Below are 17,263 nucleotides of genomic sequence, written 5' to 3' on the forward strand. Positions count from 1 at the left end.
TGAAGACTGACAAAGACATGAAAATGTAAAATCACGTACTGCGTGTTACTTGACTAAAGAAAACCAAACGATATTTATCGCTCAATGAGCAAAGCTTTCCAAGATTGTCCCCTTTTTGTTTAGCGACAATAGCGCTGTGGCCCCACCTGAACCCATTCCGAACTCAGAAGTGAAACGCAGTTGCGCCGATGGTAGTGTGGGAGTTCCCATGTGAGAGTAGGACATTGCTAGACTTCTAATTTGTGCAAAAGCACTAGAGAAGCCCGATTCGAAAGAGTCGGGCTTTTTGCTTTCTGTCATTTGAAAAAATTTGAAAAACAGGTAGATTGAACCCATGCGCCAAGGGTAGTGTGACTAATACCAGACATGCCCATGTGAGCGTAGGACATTCTCCACGGCTCATTTGTGCGAAAGCACTAGAAAAACCCGTCGTTAACGCTACGGGTTTTTTGCTTTCTGTCATTTGAAAAAATTTGAAAAACAGGTAGATTGAATCCATGCGCCAAGGGTAGTGTGACTAATACCAAGTCTATTAAGTTATTTCCCACTCAGCGAGAATTAAAAGGCTTAGAGGCAAGGCATTGATTGAAGAGAATGGTTATTCCCTTGTCAAAATCAATAACGCCGCATGTAAGCCTTTTAAACTCGCCCTTGGGAGCTTATTAGCAAACTGATAACAGCACAAAATTAATGAAATATAGAATAACTATAGTTAACAAATTTTGCTTGTTCTAAGCTCGCTAATACAGCTCTGAGTTGTGAATAAATTTAATAGAATTGGTATAATACCAGACATGCCCATGTGAGAGCGTAGCCGGACATTCTCCACGGCTCATTTGTGCGAAAACTCTAAAGAACCCCGTCGTTAACGCTACGGGTTTTTTGCTTCCTGGGATTTGAAAAACAGGTAGATTGAACCCATGCGCCAAGGGTAGTGTGACTAATACCAGACATGCCCATGTGAGAGCGTAGCCGGACATTCTCCACGGCTCATTTGTGCGAAAGCACTAAAGAAACCCGTCGTTAACGCTACGGGTTTTTTGCTTCCTGCGATTTGAAAAACAGGTAGATTGAACCCATGCGCCAAGGGTAGTATGACTGATACCAGACATGCCCATGTGAGATAGGATATTGCTAGACTTCCATTTAGAAAAGCCCGATTCGAAAGAGTCGGGCTTTTGCTTTTTTGGCTTTTAATAATCAGCGGCTTAATTGATAAAGTGGTATTGAGGTTATATCAATGCTGCTATGTCAATGTCACTTTACTAAAGGCGTCAATAAGGACTTGTCCATCGGCGCCTTCTTTACCGGCACATTCACTTAAGTGCTGTCTGAACTTTCTAGCGCCTGATAAGCCATTACAAAGCCCCAACATATGACGTAAGACATGCCAAGCTCTACCACCGTCTTTAATGGTTGCATTGATGTAAGGTACCATTAACTCAATAACTTCTGTTCGAGTTAGTTTAGTCGTATTGGTACGGTATATATCTGTATCGGCATCAGTTAGCATATAAGGGCTGTTATATATCTCTCTACCAATCATTACCCCATCAATATGTTGTAGATGCTCATTTGCTTCAGTGAATGACTTAATTCCGCCATTAATAGATATTTCTAATTTAGGGAAAGCCTTCTTGATTTGGTAAACACGGTTATAGTCTAAAGGTGGAACATCACGATTCTGTTTAGGACTTAACCCTGTTAACCAAGCTTTTCTCGCATGAATGATGACGTGTTTACAGCCAGCGTCTGAGACTTGCTCGATAAAGGTATGCAAGAACTCGTAAGAGTCGAGATCATCAATACCAATGCGTGATTTCACGGTAACTGGAATATTTGTCGCTGCTTGCATCTCATGCACACACTCTGCAACAAGTGCTGGCTCAGCCATTAAACACGCGCCAAACCGGCCATTTTGCACTCTGTCAGATGGGCAACCGACGTTTATATTCACTTCATCGTAACCGTATTGCTCTGCCATTTTTGCACATTCGGTCATTGCCTTTACATCACTACCGCCAAGTTGTAATACTAAGGGATGCTCTGCATCGTTATAAGAAAGATAATCACCTTTACCATGCAAAATAGCGCCGGTAGTGACCATTTCAGTATACAAGACGGTATGTTGTGACATTAACCGGTAAAAATAGCGACAATGCTTGTCAGTCCAATCGAGCATTGGAGCAATAGAGAGCTTATGTGAGATCATAATAGGATATCTTTTAGGGAATTAAACCGAATAGGTTGAGAGTTAAACCTCGTTAGTAGCAATTATAATTTAATTCACCTAAGTAAACAAAGTCATTACGCACTGCTAGTCGCGTAAATTAATGATAATAAATTATTGTTAAGCATGACTTAACAATATACACAATTGAACTTTACTTTGATAGAATATGAAAATTTTAATGAGAGAACATTTATGCCAAATTACGTTGTAGGTCACAAGATACCTGATTCAGACTCTATCTGTTCGGCGATCGCTTTATCATATTTAAAAACTACTTTGGGTGAGGATACTGTTCCTGCACGTTTAGGTGAGTTAACTCCTGAGACTATGTTTATTCTCGACAAGTTTGGTTTTGAACAACCTGAGCTTAAAACAAGTTACGCAGGTGAAGGTGTATATATTGTTGATCACAGTGATATTGAACTTGCTCCTGATGATATCGATAAAGCTACAATATTAGGCATTATTGATCACCATAAACTTGGTGATTTAACAACCACATCGCCACTTGAAATTTGGGTACGTCCAGTCGGCTGTACAAATACTATTATCAAGATGATGTATGATTTTCACAATGTAGAGATCCCAAAAAATATTGCGGGTGCAATGTTATGTGCCATTTTAAGTGATACCGTTATTTTTAAATCGCCAACGTGTACAACCGCTGATATTAAATGTGTGGAAGCATTGGCAGAAATTGCAGGTATAGAAGATTTTAAAGAACTTGGCATGGAGATGTTTCGAGTAAAGTCTGCTGTTGCCGGAACACCGATTAGAGAACTAGTTCAACGTGACTTTAAAGACTTTAATATGAATGGTCACAAGGTTGGTATTGGTCAACTTGAAGTAATCGATTTATCTGTTTTCGATGAAATTAAAGAAGCGTTGTATGCAGATATTGCAGTATTAAAAGATGAAGGTAATCGCCATAGTGTCTTCTTACTTTTGACTGATATCATGAAAGAAGGCTCAGAACTTTTAATTGCAAGTGATAGTGATACATTAGCAGAACAAGCATTTGGTGTTGTACCAAAAGATGGCAAAGCTTGGTTAGCAGGTGTGTTAAGTCGTAAAAAGCAAGTTGTTCCGCCGTTACAAGAAATTTTCATTAAATAGTTATTAATAGGTAAAAATAAAAAACCCAGCCAATAGCTGGGTTTTTTGTGTCTGTGTTTTATGTCTGTAATTAACTATTAAACACGTTCAAATACAGTCGCTATACCTTGGCCTAGCCCAATACACATAGTGGCTAAACCAAGATTGACATCTTGACCTTCCATTAAGTTAATCAAGGTACCTGAAATACGTGAACCTGAACAACCTAACGGGTGACCTAGTGCAATAGCGCCACCATTTAAGTTAATCTGATCCATCTTGTCTTCTACTTTTAATGCGCGAACACAAGATAATGCTTGTGCAGCAAATGCTTCGTTAAATTCAAATAATTCAATATCGGCAATAGATAAACCAGCGCGCTTTAAGGCTTTGTTAGTTGCTGGAACTGGACCAAAGCCCATTGTTGATGGATCACAACCGGCAACAGCCATTCCACGTATTTTAACGCGTGGTGTTAAGCCGAGTTTTTTTGCTTTGTCAGCAGACATCACTAACATTGCTGAAGCACCATCTGATAGTGCAGATGAAGTACCGGCAGTTACCGTACCATTGACTGGGTCAAATACCGGACGCAATGTAGATAAGCTTTCAGCGGTTGTTTCAGGGCGAACTACTTCATCATGCTCAACTAAGGTCAATGCGCCAGTAGCGTCATGACCTTGTGTTGCAACAATTTCATTATCCCAACGACCCGCTAGTTGTGCTTCATAAGCTTTTTGATGCGAACGCGCACCAAAAGCATCTTGCATTTCACGAGTAATACCGTGTTGCTTACCTAGTAGTTCAGCAGTTAAGCCCATATTACCTGACGCTAAAGCAATGTGCTTGTTTAGCGCAGGGTCAAAGTCAACATCGTACATCATAGGTACGTGACCCATATGCTCAACACCGCCAATAAGAAATACATCGCCTTGACCAGACATAATGCTAGTGCTTGCTTGGTGTAGAGCTTCCATAGAAGAACCACATAAGCGGTTAACTGTTACGCCACCAATAGATTTTGGTAAACCAGCAAGTAATGAGGCATTACGTGCAATGTTAAAACCTTGCTCTTTAGTTTGCTTAACACAACCCCAAATAACATCTTCAATGTCTTCTGGATTTAATGCGGGGTTACGGACTAATATTTGTTTCATTAAGTGCGCTGACAATGTTTCAGCACGTACATTGCGAAAAACGCCGGCCTTAGAGCGACCCATTGGAGTGCGTATGCAGTCTACAATTACAACTTCGTTCATTTTATTCTCCTGGGTTAAGCGTTAGTTTTAACGTCTGTAGTAAAATAAGATTTACCTGATTTAGCCATATCACGTAGGCCATCAGTCACTTGATAAATTTCACCTAAATGCGCATATTTGTCAGCCATTGCGATAAAGTTATCTAAACCGAGTGTTTCTAAGTAACGAATAGCACCACCTCTAAAAGGTGGGAAACCAACACCGTAGATTAAGCCCATATCAGCTTCAGCTGCCGTATCAACAACACCTTCCTCTAAACAGCGCACCACTTCATTAATCATAGGGATCATCATACGGGCAATAATTTCTTCACTGCTAAAGTCTTTTTTGTCAGCACAATGTTGTCCTAATAATTCATAGGCAACCGGAGCGGCTACTTTCATTGGACGACCACGCTTGTCTTTCATATGGTCATAGAAGCCTTTGCCATTTTTCTGACCAAAACGTTCATTAGCATATAAAGTACTGACTGGATCGTTAGCTATTTTTTTCATACGAGTTGGGAAACCAGATGACATAACACCTGTACAATGATCAGCCGTATCGACACCTACAACATCAAGTAGATAAGCAGGACCCATTGGCCAGCCAAATTGTTTTTCCATGACTTTATCAATAGCAGTAAAGTCAGCACCTTCAAGTACTAATTGACTAAAGCCGGCAAAGTAAGGAAACAAAACACGGTTCACGTAAAAACCAGGGCAATCGTTAACAACAATCGGTGATTTACCCATTTTAGCGGCGTAAGCAACGACGGCGGCAACTGTTTCATTAGAAGTATCTTTACCACGAATAACTTCCACTAATGGCATTTTATTAACGGGATTAAAAAAGTGCATACCACAGAAGTTTTGTGGACGTTTCACGCTTTTGGCTAATAAATCAATGGAAATAGTTGAGGTGTTTGAAGTAAGGATAGCATCTTCACTAATAACACTTTCTACTTCAGCTAACACCATACCTTTAACTTTAGGGTTTTCAACGACAGCTTCAACAACAATGTCGACATCTTTAACGCTGTCATAGCTTAAGCTTGGCGTAATATTATTCAATACACCGGCCATGGCTTTAACATTCATACGGCCACGTTCAACTTGTTTGGTTAATATGCTTGTTGCTGTCGATAAACCTAAATCAAGTGCTTGATCATTAATATCTTTCATAATGATCGGCGTGCCTTTATAAGCGGATTGGTAAGCAATACCCCCCCCCATAATACCAGCACCTAATACTGCGGCTTTATTCACCGTTTTTGTTGCAAGTTTACTGGCTTTTTTGGCTTTACTTTTAATAACTTGGTCAGCCATAAATAAGCCAATTTGCGCTGTTGCGGCATCAGTTTTGGCTAATTTGGCAAAGCCAGCATTTTCTGCAAGCATTGCACCACTGCGATCTAAGCCCGCAGCAGCAATTAAAGTATTTATCATGACCATTGGTGCTGGGTAATGCTTACCTGCTTGGGCAGCAATCATACCTTTACAGGTTGTCGAAGACATGATCATTTCAGTTTGAGATAACGTTAACGGCTCTAGTTTAGCTTGACGCTTAGCACGCCAATCTAGCTTGCCATTAATGGCCAATTTAAGCATATTAATAGCAGCAGTACGTAGGTTTTCAGGTTCTACAACGGCATCAATAGCACCCTGTGCTAGCGCTGCAGCTGGTTTAAATGCTTTACCTGTAGACATCCAAGTAGCGGCATTGTCAAAGCCTATTATACGTGGCAGTCTTACCGTACCACCAAAACCAGGCATTAACCCTAGTTTCACTTCTGGAAGGCCTATACTGGCATTAGTATCAGCAACACGATAATCACATGCTAAGGTCATTTCACAGCCACCACCTAAAGCGATGCCATTAATAGCGGCTATAGTAGGTAATTGAATATCTTCAAATGAGTCGAAAACATCAGAGGCAGTTTTTGCCCAAGCAGCTAAAGTGTCTTCTGGCTGACTAAATGACGTTAGAAATTCTGTGATATCCGCGCCAACAATAAATGTTGATTTACCCGAGGTAACCATAACTCCTTTGGCATCACTACAGTTATTAATGGCTGTAACGACAGCTCTATATTCTTCAAACGTTGCTTGATCAAACTTGTTTACTGATCCTTGAGCATCGAACTTAAGTTCGACAATGCCGTCTTCTAGTAACTGGGCTGAAAGGCTGTTGCCTTGATATATCATGCTTTATCTCCTTCACCTGAAAGCGGTGTTGATGTTTTGATGATTAATTGAGGCTTTTTAGTGTAATTTTTACGTAAAAAAACCTGAATAACTAATAATAGCTGACTGAGTGTGCCTTGAAAGAAAATTAAAAGCAATAGATTTAAACGGGTGTTTTAATCACTTGTTTTTATTTGAGCAGTCTCGCTGAAAATAGCGGTTGAATGACTTACGTTCATATTTTATGAGCAGAGTAATAAAAGATAGGAGTATTTATTTAATCACGAATAAAAGATATTAAGCTCCGTTTAAGCATTTATAAATAATAGCTAACTAGTCGGAGAGTTAACTTGTTAAACTAAAAATAAGAGAAGATGAAGTGGTAAAGGACAATATATGGATAAGTTAGTTGATATCTTTTTGTGATGGAGGTGATTTTTTTAGTATTTACTCTTAGAGAGTAGAAGCAATATGACAACGAGAGCAGTGATTATTACCTCGAATATGTTAATTATTTCTTATAGTGATGCTTATATTTATTTTAGCTACACTCGGCTCTTTATAGGGGATTTCTAAAGCATGTTGAAGTGGTCAAGTAATATTGGCTGTTTGAGAGGTGGTACGAGGTATTAGAAGATGATCTGATGATAGGACTTTTTGGGGAGCTTAAGTATGAGTAATAACTTCCAATCCCAAATAGTTCCTATGGTCTGATATATTTATATTTGAAGCATTTCTAGTGACTTAGCCTGTTTAAAATTAACAGTACCTACGTAACCAACGATACCTTCTCTTTCAGGTTCAGACTTTGCTGTTAAGTACGCTTGAACAAATTTAATATAGCGACTATCAGTGATCTTCATCGAGGAATGAGAAAGTTCGATGTTAAATGCAACTACTGAATCAGATGGCGGAGATTCTTTTTCTGCATTTAATGAAAAATGTGAACGCTTCGCTGCATCTTTTAATAATTCCATTTGCTTTGTTAACTCTTGTATAGAGTCGCTTGATATAACAATATCATCCATATATACACTAATGTTTAAAGTTGAATTGTTTGAACATGCTTTAATACATTCACCTAATGTACTGTCATCGAGGCATACTGAGGCTAAAATAGGGGACTGCACAAAGCCAAACGGTAGAGAATGCGAATGTTTCTCTAGTTTATAGTGTTTAACTGTAGAGGCCATTGCTATTTCTCTAGCTTGTTCATATCCAAAGTTTCTTTTAAGAGATCTTGTAATCCGACTTCGGCTAATGGAACCAAAGAAATCACTAATATCAATGCTCGCAAAATAATTGTCATTTAAATGTGAATGCAAGGCTTTAACGTGACCACCTTGATTTAGGTGATAAAAATAATTAGGAGCATGCCAAACACTTTTAACTTGCTTGGTTATTCGCTCTCCAAGGACTCTAGTTGCTGTTGATGGAATATACACCCACGACCCTGGCTTAACTTCAAATTTATGAATCCAAGGGGGGGCAAAGGACATATCAGCCAACGTACCTGTTTAGATGAGTAGTAAATAGCCATGTTAATGAGTTCAATAGCTACAGGTAAAAATTCACCTGTAACTTTTAGTAGTTTAACTATCAAGATAGCAACCACTAAACGCTCTTTAACGAGGCTATGATTTGAATTATTATTCATAATCACGCCCTCCGTATAATCCTGACGTGCCTAGCGCAAGCGCATGACTAAAACTAACTTTTCAGGACAACCATTATAAAATTGAAATCAATAAACATTGAAAGCAACAACATAGCATCCATAAGAATCACAATGTGACAGCTACAGAGGGGGCAACAAGTGCCTAACATCAGGAAAAGCAATCATATTTTGGAGTAGGCTTGCTGTCAATGTAATTCAGGAGGTAAACACTTATAAAATTCAAATACAGAGAGCAGAACAGGCCCGTTAATTCCCAATTCTACCGACCTAAATACCTAGAGTGATCATGTTGAAGAATAATTAATGTGGTCAGAGCGTTTGAAATAGGCGTTTGAGTTTTATTTTTGCAGTTAGGAAGTCTTTTCAGGTTAGAGTCCCAACTACAGCAATGAGCGGTATAGCTGCCAATCATGTTGTAGTGGCATAGTTAATTTGGCCACTTACAATAGATTGAAAAAATTAATATATTGATATGATGATAGTTAATGAGTATTTTGGATAAAAAATAATTAAATGATGTTATTAACCATAGCGATATTAGCAAGATCTGCTGATGTATTTGCATTAAGTTTATTTTTAATTTGAGTATTATAATTACAAATTGTTTTATAGCTCAAACAGAGTTCATTAGCGACATTATGCGCGTTTAGTCCCTTTGAGAGCAGACGAAAAACATCAAATTCACGTGGCGATAAAACTTTAAGTTTATGTTTTACTTTTTCATTTTCGGTTAAGCAAATATCATTTACTTCTGGTAATAAACCTTCCTCAATATAGCGTTTACCACTAGCGATAACAGCAACAGCCTTCGCTAAAACTTCAGCGGCACTATTTTTACTAACATAACCCCTTGCACCAGCTTCTAACGATCGTTCAATATAAATTTTTTCATCATGAATGCTATAAACTAAAATCAGTACCCCAGGGTAATGTTTACAGAGGCGGCGAATTGTTTCTAAGCCACCAATCCCAGGCATTGATAAATCCATTACCACCACGTCAGGCTGAAAACTATTATATTCTTTAACGGCAAGTTCACCGCGGTCAATATCAACAATAGTGCCAATATAGCACTGAGAAGCGAGTAGCATTTTAAATCCAGCTCTAACGACAGCATGATCATCAACCAGTAAGACTTTTATTTTTTTTGTTTTCATGACTTATCTTCTCTGTAAGGTAATTCTACATTGACGGTAACACCGCTATTTTTTGCAGCTTGTAGTTTAAATGTTCCTCCTAAACTTTCTGCTCTTTCACGCATCCCTAATAACCCAAAACCTGGGGAATTTAAGTACTTTGCTTGACCGTTATCCGAGACGGTAATGAGTACTTTACTATTTTTCTTGATGACCCGAATAACCACCTTGGATGCCTTGGCATGTCGAACAACGTTGGTTAAACACTCTTGAACAATTCGATATACATGAATAGTAATATCTTGACTTAAATTCTCTAAGGAAGCGTCATAATCTAAATCTAACTGTAAATTACCACTACGTCGTTGCCACTCGTTAATTAATTCAGATAAGGTTGCACCTAAACCAAGATCCGTTAGGCTAAGCGGATGTAATGTTTTCATCATTGAGCGAACAACTACCGATAAATGGTTACAAATATCAATAATAGAGCTTGTTACAGCGTTAACATCAGTATTAGCCTGTTGACAAGTGACCGCCATCGCTTTAATAGCTGTTAATGATTGCCCCATTTCATCATGTAATTCACGAGACATATTTTGTCGCTCTGTTTCCTGAATTTTCATGGTATGTCGAGCCAGTGCTTGGTTATTTTTTTGTGCTGTTTTTAGGGCTTTTGACATACTATTAATTTCTATTGCTATTGCGTCAAATTCACTAATGTTGAAATGCGGTAATACATGATCAAAATGACCTGTTTCAATTTGGCGTAACCCAGACAAAATAGTGTTAACTGTCTTCAACATGGTCTTAAATACCAGGTTAACAGTCAAAAACATAATAGAAAGCATGAGTACAATAGACCAAAAAAAAGCCTTTGTTTCGCCCCATGCTTCGTTTATTTCATCCATAGGGTTTGCAGTAATAAAGATCGTTTTTACGGTGCCATTTGCGATTTTAATATCATGATTATGAGTGACAAGATCAACCATAACAGATTTAATAAACCAATGAGGTGTTGAGCTTTGTTCATTATTTAAAATACCAGAGGAATTTTTTATGGTATTGTTTTTATTGTCTTTAATTGATATTTTCAAGTGCCTTACTGGCTGCATGCTGTCAATTTTTTCTAACCAGACATCCATTGCTTTACTTTTATAAGGAACTTGATTAATACTAAATTCAATCATTTGTACTGCCAAATTAATTGAAGAGTTCACTTCCCTTTCTACAGAGTTTCTTGCCTGCCAAATTGCAATAATTGCACTGAATAGGAGAATTAATATAACAGATGTAAAAATTCTAATATTAATAAGGGCATGTATACTCATTTGTGGGGTTTTTCGTCAAAGACTCAATCGTAGTCATTTCATCATACGCATCATACTTGATATAGGCACTGTACCTTTGAATCAAATTCATCATACTTTTGCACTAGATGAGTACATATTGAAAAGAAAGATTATAGAAGTGTTTTAGTATGACTTTGGGATGGTTTTATTGGGTATATCGCTGCTGTATTTTGTAAAATTTCCTAGGCATGCTTTGTGATGAAAGCAGTCATAAGGTTGAGACACGCCTAGTGCCTATAGAGTGGAGGAAGGTAAGCATTCTTTTGATATTCTAAAGTGAAGCGAGATAAAGTTAAGTACGCTTAAATACGACAATATTTGCCGTATTTAAGCGTACTTAATCACTAAAATATTAAATCTTAGAACTCAAAGGTTATCCCGCCAAAGAATAGTCGTTCACGGCCGGCTAATTTCCCTTCATTACGGCTGACTAAATATTCTTTATCGAATAAATTCTCTACGCTAGCAAACAAGGTCACGCTGGTGTTTGGAATATAATAGTTAACGGTTGCATTCCAAATTGTGTAACTAGGAATTATGCCCTCAATACCGTTGCCTGTCTCGATGCGGGTATTTTCGTCATCAACAAATTGCTTACTGACATGCTGTAGACCAATACGAGCATCGATACCACTAACATGTTCATAGCCTAAGTCAATATTGAGTAAGTCTTTTGGTGCATATTGCATACGGTTACCATCATTAGCTGGGTCCGATGCTTTTATATACTCAGCAGTCCATAGATTGGTGTATGCACCAGATAAATAAATATTATTGTTCCAGCTATAAATCTCACCAAAGTTAATTCGACCAGCTAACTCAATACCCTGTTGCTCACTTTCGCCACTATTATCAAAAGTTGCGCCATTATCTACAATAGTATTTTCGATGTCGTTATGAAATAAAGCGGCTGACATAGTAACCCCTCTGAAGTGATTACTTCTCATACCCAATTCGAATAAAGTACTTTCTTCTGGAACAGCGCGCGCACCAGATGCATCAAGTTCACGATCAGCTCGTGAAGGGGATATACCTTTGTGAACGCCAGCAAAAATAGTTGTATTGGCTATGCCATTCCAAGCAACACCGAGGCTTGGTAAAAACTCTGTGTAATTATCGGTAACACGATTAGACGAAAAGTCGTCGCTGTCACTTGTGCGGACATCCTCAACGCGAAAACCTGCTGTTACTGACCAGTTATCAATATAAGTAGTATTTTGTGCATAGTAAGACAAGGCATAGGCATTAAGACTTGTTCCTTCACGATCTTCACCTTCAAGTAATGCCAACTGGTAATCCAGACGCTCTGCTGTATTAGTCGCATAAACCTGTTCACGGTGTGCTGTTTCTTGATGATAACGAAGACCAAAGATGGCATCATTCTGCAGATCAAATAAACGATAGTTGAAGTCTGCACGGCTTTCTACTCCCCAGGTGTAATACTGACGAGGGGCGTGACGGCCACCACACACATTAATATCAGTATTACCAATATCGGATGTTGTTACGTTACCATCGTTGTTTACATCACCAACAGCATCACAATTGCGTAAGCGTGATTCCCATACGCCATTGACCTCTCTACCACTATTACTGCCACGTAAACCGTTACGGAAAGTATCTGTGTAATATGCTTGTGATTGCACAGAGAAGTTATTATTGACTTCTACTTTATGGGTTAGCTGAACAATATCACGATCTTGTTCCCATTGATCTAGTGCTACTGTTGGGTGAGAATAAGGATCACGTGCATATTCATCTCTCGTTAAGTAGTTTTCAGTTTGATTACGACGATCGCGTGTATGAACTAATTTTAGACCTAATGTTTGTTTATCAGTAAGACTTAATTCACCCTTAAAGCGATAGTCCTTAACATCATATTCACTGTCGTTAAAAATACCATCCCCTTTACTTTGTGAGAAATCAAACATAAACCCGCCTGTTTCATTACCAAAGCCAACATTACCTTGCAACCCACGCAAATCCTGATTACCAAATAATGACGTTATACTACCTTCAACTTCACCATTACGTGGTACCGCTTTAGTGACAAAATTTACGGCTCCGCCTAATGTTTGTGGACCATATAAGATTTGTCCTGCACCCTTAATGAGTTCTACACGACTGACAGATGTTGAGGGAGGGGCATAATGATTAACGGGATCTGTATAAGGAGCTAATTGTAATGGCATACCATCTTCCATCACCATGGTTTTAGCACTTCGGCGTGGATTTTGACCACGAATACCAATGTTTAAGTCAAAGCTCATACTACCATCAGGTACAACCATAACACCCGGTAGGGTTCTTAGTTGCTCATTTATTGATAATGGCCGGCGTGACTTGAGATATTTTTCATCAATAATATCAAATGAGCCAGCAACAGATTCAAGCTTTTCAGGCAAAATACCCGTTATAGTTAGCTTATCTATTTTGGTAGGTATTTTATCTTCGGCGTAGCTTGCGCCCGGAATAAGTAATAATGATGACAATATGGCTGTACTGAGTAACGTTGGTTTCAGAGTCATTTTGATTTCTCTTTTATTAGTATGAATAAAAGAATGTTATCTATCGCAGGTCAAAATTTATATAGGAAAAATTCCTTATTATTACTTGACCTGGTTGGATTATTTTTTTGAGCGTGTTGGAGGTATAGTTGATTTATAATCCGCTACTAGGTGTTTAATAAAATTGTCAAAAATAGCAGTATTGTGAGGTTAGTGATTAAAAATCGATTTTATAGGAGGCTAACCAATGAATAATTAACGTGTTTTATTGCCTTTATACCCTGTTAGTTGTGGCTTTTCAAAAAGTGTAAAAATTGACTTTTAGGCATCGGCTTAGCATAATAAAAACCTTGAACTTCATTACAGCCCAATTCAATTAAGCGCTCCTGTTGAGCTATATTTTCAACCCCTTCAGCAATAACTTTAAGGTTCATCTTTTTACCTAAATTAATAATAGTTTCAGCGATAACAGACTGACCTTTTTCATTAATATCAGTAATAAAAGCACGATCAACTTTTAGCCTATTAAGTGGTAGTTTTTGTAAGTAACTTAATGAGGAAAATCCTGTACCAAAATCATCTAACGCTATACTTATCCCCTGTGCTTTTAACTTAGCTAGCGCATCAATAATAATTTGTGGCTCATCCATTAAAATACTTTCAGTTATTTCTAGTTCAAGTTTACTTGGCTGAATATTATATTCAGTAATCGTGTTAATTATATTGTTTACAAAGTTTGCTTGCCTAAACTGCGGAATAGAGACGTTAACAGAAATACTTAAGTCAGAAAATTTTCCTTCAAGCGCTTTTAATTGTTTACATGCCTGATCAATAACAAAATCACCTATTTCAATAATTAAACCTGAATATTCAGCTAAAGGAATAAATACTGCTGGTGAGATAAACTTACCATCGACAGTACGCCATCGCAGTAAAGCCTCTGCACCAATCACTTGCCCTGTTTTTAGTGAAAGTTGTGGTTGATACCACAATTCTAGGCAGTTATTGGCGAAATCATGACGTAGTTGACGGATCATATTTAAACGCCACTGCATTTGATCTTCTATATCAGAATGATAGTAAGCAAAATGTTCTAAACGATTTTTTTTGGCGATATTAAGCGCAATGTTGATTTGGTTTAATACTTGTACACCGCTGCCTTTTGCATGTTCTTTAGTACATAAGCCAAAACATGCATTAATTGGCAAGTGCTGCTCCCCAGCAGTAAAAGGCTGATGGAATAGGGCAATTAAACTATCGGGAGTTAAATGGTCGGTCGAGCCAATAATGCCAAAAACATCGGCACCTACGCGAGCAAACTGGCAATCCCAGTCCATACTTTGCATTCGATTGCCTACCGCGGTTAGCAGTTTATTACCTATATCTTGTCCTAAGGCATCATTAATATCACTGAAATGGTTGATATCAATTAGAGCCGCGACTGTATTGTTGCAATCGCTCTGAGCAAAATGGTCAAGTAAGTGTACAAATTCAAGCCGATTAGGTAAGCCGGTTAGTGAATCCTTATAAGCAGCATTGGTGAGCTTTTGAAATAGATGAACATTTTCATAACCCACGGCAACACCGGTTAAAAATACATCTAATAATTGGGTTTGTATGTCAGTTAACGGATTGACAAGCTTTACATGAATTACTGCGCGATAATCACCCTTAGCAACATAAAGATTAAGGCTACCATTAAGGTAAGTATGCTCTTGCTGCAAAAAGCATCCTTTTACTTGTTTACTGGCTTGGTCATCATGTAGTGCATCAACTTTTTGATTGATTAAGTTATCTTCATAACCAACTTGCGCTAATACATAAAAGCTTAAATCATCAGCATTGTTAATAATACCTTGTCCTCTTGCACAAAAAACGGCTGAAATATCATCACTTATCAGTATTTTTAGTTGCGAAAGAACACTCTCACTATAGCTCAATAGTGAGAGTTTAGATGATAGCTCGGTTGCGCCAGAGACTATTTTTTCAAGACCTATACGGTTATTGTTTACCGTAGCTATTTGTTGAAAAGAACGAATGGCGGCAAACACAGTGGTAACTAACTTACGTCGAGTGAGTTCTGTTTTGGTTTTATAGTCATTGATATCGTATTCTTTGATAACACTTTCTTCGGGGGCATAACCAGGCTGACCTGTGCGCAGCACAATACGTATATCTTTTCGACCTAATGTATCTCTAACATGCTTTATTACGTGTAACCCAGCATCATCAGTCTCCATCACGACATCAAGTAGTACCAGTACAATATCAGGATTAGCTTCAATTAATTGGCATGCGTCTTTACCCGAATAAGCGTGTAGATATTCAAGTCGGCGGCCTAATACAACAAGATCTGATAAAGCTAATTGAGTAACAGAATGGATTTCTGGATCATCATCAACAATGAGCACTTGCCAGGTATCATTACTACTAAGGGGTATAATCTCATCTTCATCACTATCATCGATAAATAAAAAATCATCGTGTGAATTTTCTGATACTTGCATATTGTCCTCTTAACTAAGCGTATTTATTATAAATAAATATTTACTGTAAATAGGCGTAGTTAACATTGAAATTTTTTTTACAAAAAATAACTATAACCCAGTACTACTTTTTTACACTATTGCACTAGATAATAAAAGCTTGTTTAGTCATATTTCATTCGTTTTATTGAACTGAGTTATACTAAATATTAATAATCCATGTACTGTTGAGAGTAGTGAGTATTGAACTATCGTATAGTAAAGCGTTAGCTATAGTTTTAAACACTAGTCTTAAGTGGCAGTATCTATCCTATTAAAGGGATTGAAAAGGAGTAAGTACGGTGAGCAAAGAAACGTCAGAAATTGAAGTTATTGCACAGAGTGTCCCCAAAGAAAGTGATGCTACTGTCATAGTGAAGAGTAATGAAACTACTCATCAAAACTCAGCCGAGACAGGCGTATCTCCCTATTTTTTTAAGCTTGCTAAAAGGTTTGCTATCGATGGTGCATTATTACCGGAAGAGCAACAACTGCTGATTGAAGACCGTACGGCAAAGCGAGCTAGGTTAAGTCAGTTACGTAAACAGCAAAACATTGAAAATATTATGCAAAAAACCTTAGGGTATTGTGGCAATTTTGACCTTGGACAAAGAACCGATCATGACTGGTTAAGTCGCTATATTACTTTATCTGAAGAAGTGAGTAACCCGACTATGCAAGACTTGTGGGCAAAAATATTAGCGGGTGAATTAACTAAACCTGGCTCTTTTTCATTTAAGGCGTTACAAGTTTTTCGAGACATGAGCATTTATGATGCAAAATTATTAGCTAAAGCCTGCTCGCTAGCTATTAAGGAGCCAAATAAAAAAGGGATCAGACTTATTAGTGGCGTTTATCAACAACCAGGACTGTTTAACTTTTTCTCTAAGCAAAGGCAGCAATATTGTAATTTAAGTCAATTTGGTTTGAATTATACAGACGTACTTGCGTTAGCTGAAAACCATCTTATTTACCTGCAAGAAAGTGAGTCTAGTTTACTGAGCAAAGGTGAAAATATTCACTTTACCTTTAATGGCTTACCACTGAAATTAACCGCTAAAAAACGAAACGTATGTTTGCAGTTTTATAAGTTTACTCCGTTAGGCGCAGAGCTTGCTCATTTGATCAGCGATAAAAATAACGAAGAGTTTTTTGCATATTTAAAAGAGAAGTTAGCTTATTACTTTGTTATTGACGGCGACTAATTTTATTAATATTTAGATGCTGACGGTAATTTATTAATGTTATACTATATCAATTGTGATATTATCTCACTTCAGAACTAATAGCTCACTTACACAATTAACTAGATC

10 protein-coding genes and 1 rRNA gene are annotated in these 17,263 nt (G+C 37.8%); 3 read left to right on the forward strand and 8 right to left on the reverse strand.

From position 1 onward, the window contains the following. Nucleotides 1-118: 118 nt before the first annotated feature. A 5S ribosomal RNA gene (gene rrf, locus FCS21_RS11830) occupies nt 119-233 on the forward strand. 1,013 nt (nt 234-1,246) lie between these two features. Here rrf and dusA read toward each other — a convergent pair. Continuing rightward, nucleotides 1,247-2,212, reverse strand: coding sequence for a tRNA dihydrouridine(20/20a) synthase DusA (dusA, locus tag FCS21_RS11835; protein WP_138623647.1), 966 nt, complete (start codon nt 2,210-2,212; stop codon nt 1,247-1,249). A gap of 213 nt (nt 2,213-2,425) precedes the next feature. Here dusA and FCS21_RS11840 point away from each other — a divergent pair, with 213 nt between their 5' ends. After that, nucleotides 2,426-3,349 (forward strand): manganese-dependent inorganic pyrophosphatase, encoded by a 924-nt coding sequence (locus FCS21_RS11840; RefSeq protein WP_138623649.1) that lies wholly within the window; start codon nt 2,426-2,428, stop codon nt 3,347-3,349. Between the two features lie 77 nt (nt 3,350-3,426). Here FCS21_RS11840 and fadA read toward each other — a convergent pair whose 3' ends face one another. From fadA to FCS21_RS11880, 7 genes are all read right to left on the reverse strand, one after another. Continuing rightward, nucleotides 3,427-4,587 carry an acetyl-CoA C-acyltransferase FadA gene (gene fadA, locus FCS21_RS11845; RefSeq protein ID WP_138623651.1) on the reverse strand — a complete coding sequence of 387 codons (1,161 nt, stop codon included), beginning with the start codon at nt 4,585-4,587 and terminating at the stop codon, nt 3,427-3,429. A 14-nt stretch (nt 4,588-4,601) separates the two neighbouring features. After that, complete coding sequence (fadB, locus tag FCS21_RS11850; protein ID WP_138623653.1) at nt 4,602-6,773, reverse strand: fatty acid oxidation complex subunit alpha FadB; 2,172 nt, start codon at nt 6,771-6,773, stop codon at nt 4,602-4,604. A gap of 698 nt (nt 6,774-7,471) precedes the next feature. Further along, nucleotides 7,472-8,251: a reverse transcriptase domain-containing protein gene (locus FCS21_RS11855; RefSeq protein WP_138623655.1), complete on the reverse strand. Its 780-nt coding sequence runs from the start codon at nt 8,249-8,251 to the stop codon at nt 7,472-7,474. Between the two features lie 688 nt (nt 8,252-8,939). After that, nucleotides 8,940-9,587, reverse strand: coding sequence for a response regulator transcription factor (locus FCS21_RS11865; RefSeq protein ID WP_138623658.1), 648 nt, complete (start codon nt 9,585-9,587; stop codon nt 8,940-8,942). Next, nucleotides 9,584-10,897 carry an ATP-binding protein gene (locus FCS21_RS11870; protein ID WP_138623660.1) on the reverse strand — a complete coding sequence of 438 codons (1,314 nt, stop codon included), beginning with the start codon at nt 10,895-10,897 and terminating at the stop codon, nt 9,584-9,586. Before FCS21_RS11870 ends, FCS21_RS11865 begins: the two co-directional genes overlap by 4 nt. Before the next feature lie 380 nt (nt 10,898-11,277). Then, nucleotides 11,278-13,446 carry a TonB-dependent receptor family protein gene (locus FCS21_RS11875; RefSeq protein ID WP_138623662.1) on the reverse strand — a complete coding sequence of 723 codons (2,169 nt, stop codon included), beginning with the start codon at nt 13,444-13,446 and terminating at the stop codon, nt 11,278-11,280. Between the two features lie 263 nt (nt 13,447-13,709). Beyond that, nucleotides 13,710-15,932 carry a bifunctional diguanylate cyclase/phosphodiesterase gene (locus FCS21_RS11880; protein ID WP_138623664.1) on the reverse strand — a complete coding sequence of 741 codons (2,223 nt, stop codon included), beginning with the start codon at nt 15,930-15,932 and terminating at the stop codon, nt 13,710-13,712. Nucleotides 15,933-16,252: 320 nt separating this feature from the next. Between FCS21_RS11880 and FCS21_RS11885 the strand changes: the two genes are divergently transcribed. Beyond that, a complete protein-coding gene (locus tag FCS21_RS11885) occupies nt 16,253-17,155 on the forward strand; it encodes a TIGR03899 family protein (RefSeq protein WP_138623666.1) in 903 nt (300 codons plus the stop codon). Nucleotides 17,156-17,263 lie beyond the last annotated feature (108 nt).

This window comes from Colwellia ponticola, assembly GCF_005885605.1.
GTDB lineage: Bacteria > Pseudomonadota > Gammaproteobacteria > Enterobacterales > Alteromonadaceae > Colwellia > Colwellia ponticola.

Coding starts and splice junctions, on each gene's coding strand:
- dusA (WP_138623647.1), bottom strand. CDS start 2,212: ATGATCTCACATAAGCTCTCTATTGCTCCAATGCTCGATTGGACTGAC.
- FCS21_RS11840 (WP_138623649.1), top strand. CDS start 2,426: ATGCCAAATTACGTTGTAGGTCACAAGATACCTGATTCAGACTCTATC.
- fadA (WP_138623651.1), bottom strand. CDS start 4,587: ATGAACGAAGTTGTAATTGTAGACTGCATACGCACTCCAATGGGTCGC.
- fadB (WP_138623653.1), bottom strand. CDS start 6,773: ATGATATATCAAGGCAACAGCCTTTCAGCCCAGTTACTAGAAGACGGC.
- FCS21_RS11855 (WP_138623655.1), bottom strand. CDS start 8,251: ATGTCCTTTGCCCCCCCTTGGATTCATAAATTTGAAGTTAAGCCAGGG.
- FCS21_RS11865 (WP_138623658.1), bottom strand. CDS start 9,587: ATGAAAACAAAAAAAATAAAAGTCTTACTGGTTGATGATCATGCTGTC.
- FCS21_RS11870 (WP_138623660.1), bottom strand. CDS start 10,897: ATGAGTATACATGCCCTTATTAATATTAGAATTTTTACATCTGTTATA.
- FCS21_RS11875 (WP_138623662.1), bottom strand. CDS start 13,446: ATGACTCTGAAACCAACGTTACTCAGTACAGCCATATTGTCATCATTA.
- FCS21_RS11880 (WP_138623664.1), bottom strand. CDS start 15,932: ATGCAAGTATCAGAAAATTCACACGATGATTTTTTATTTATCGATGAT.